The sequence below is a fragment of the Amycolatopsis sp. SID8362 genome (assembly GCF_010550475.1).
Classification (GTDB): domain Bacteria; phylum Actinomycetota; class Actinomycetes; order Mycobacteriales; family Pseudonocardiaceae; genus Amycolatopsis; species Amycolatopsis eburnea.
The window spans coordinates 1-905 of the sequence record NZ_JAAGNB010001585.1 but is presented as its reverse complement, the minus strand read 5'-3'; the positions used below and the strand labels follow the sequence as shown (position 1 = coordinate 905).

Here is a 905-nt window from a genome sequence, read left to right as displayed (position 1 = left end):
AGGAACGCGCCCCGCCACGCCGCTTCGGCGTCGGCCACGCCCCCGGACACCACGGCCGCGGGCAGCCCGCGCACCGGGCGGCCGCGCTGGTCGATCAGCCCGGTCTGGCGGGCCAGGCCTTCGCCGTCCTTCACCACGCGCACGACGTACCGGGTGCCCTTGCGCAGCCCGCCGCTGGCGGTGATGACGTGGACGTCCGAATGGTGCCCGTACAGCTCGTGGATCTCCTTGCGCAGCCGTCGCGCGACCGAACCCGTGTCCAGCTCCGCTTCGACGACCACCCGGCCGGCCACGATGTGCAGCCCGCCGGCGAAGCGAAGCAGCGACGCGACCTCCGCCCGGCGCGGCCCGATCTTCGTGATCTCCAGCCGGCTCAGCTCGTCCTTGACCGCGGCGGTCATCGCCATTACTGCCCCTCCCTGCCTTTCGCTCCTCCCCCGTGCTCCCCGTCCCTGCCGAGACCGAGAGCCTCCCGCATGCACCGCGCGAGCGCATCAGGATCATGCCGTCCCGCCACTTCCGGGTCGGCCACCGCCCCCAGGTGGGCCCGCGCGCCCAGCCGGGCGGCCGCCCGCCGGAGATTCGCCGGGTCGGGCACGGAATCCCGGTCCGCGATCACCGCGTCGACCCGCAGCAGGGGCGCGTGCTCGGAGAGTACGTCCAGGTGCCGCTCCGGGGAGAATCCCGCGGTTTCCCCCGGCTGGGGGACAAGGTTGAGGACGATCGCCTTGGTGGCGGTCGTGCGCACCAGCGCGTCGTGCAGGTCCGGCACGAGCAGATGCGGTAAAACGCTCGTGAACCACGAGCCCGGTCCGAGGAAGACGACGTCGGCGGCGAGCACCGCTTCGACCGCTTCCTCGCACGCGACCGGCGGCCGTGCGGAGGCGCCCGGGGAGCGCAGGCTG

General features: G+C 73.7%; 2 protein-coding genes. Both read right to left on the bottom strand.

Annotated features, from left to right (window positions below; all coding sequences use genetic code 11):
* On the bottom strand, positions 1-407 hold a 407-nt coding region (whiA, locus tag G3I65_RS48895; protein ID WP_160702438.1), incomplete at its 3' end, for a DNA-binding protein WhiA.
* Positions 407-905: 2-phospho-L-lactate transferase CofD family protein (locus G3I65_RS48890; protein WP_203612721.1), on the bottom strand; the 499-nt coding region annotated here is incomplete at its 5' end. The genes whiA and G3I65_RS48890, both read right to left, overlap by 1 nt.